Genomic DNA, 277 nt, shown 5'->3' with positions numbered 1-277 from the left:
CTTTCTGCACTTCGGCCAGCGACGCAGCCTGCAGCTTCTGCTTGCCGGCGACATCGGCGATCTGGTCCGGGCTGACCTGCGAGAACAGCATCAGCAGGCGTGCGCGGATGGCGGGTGCACGGGTCTTGATCGCTTCCAGCGCAGCCGGGTCACGGGTCATCAGCTGCACTTCCAGCTGCAGGTAGCGCGGACCATCGACCGGGCCATTGAGATTGACCACGAACGCCGGGTCCAGCGCGAAGTACTGCGCGGGGGCCGGGGTGGCGCTCTTCTTCGG

Annotated in this window: 1 protein-coding gene; it reads right to left on the bottom strand. The window is 66.8% G+C overall.

The genetic code is table 11. The features are described 5' to 3' along the window. On the bottom strand, positions 1-277 hold a 277-nt coding region (fliL, locus tag CVH10_RS20055; RefSeq protein ID WP_146143157.1), incomplete at both ends, for a flagellar basal body-associated protein FliL.

This window comes from Halomonas sp. ND22Bw (genome assembly GCF_003011945.1).
GTDB lineage: Bacteria > Pseudomonadota > Gammaproteobacteria > Pseudomonadales > Halomonadaceae > Halomonas > Halomonas halophila.
This window is presented reverse-complemented; position numbering and strand designations above follow the sequence as displayed.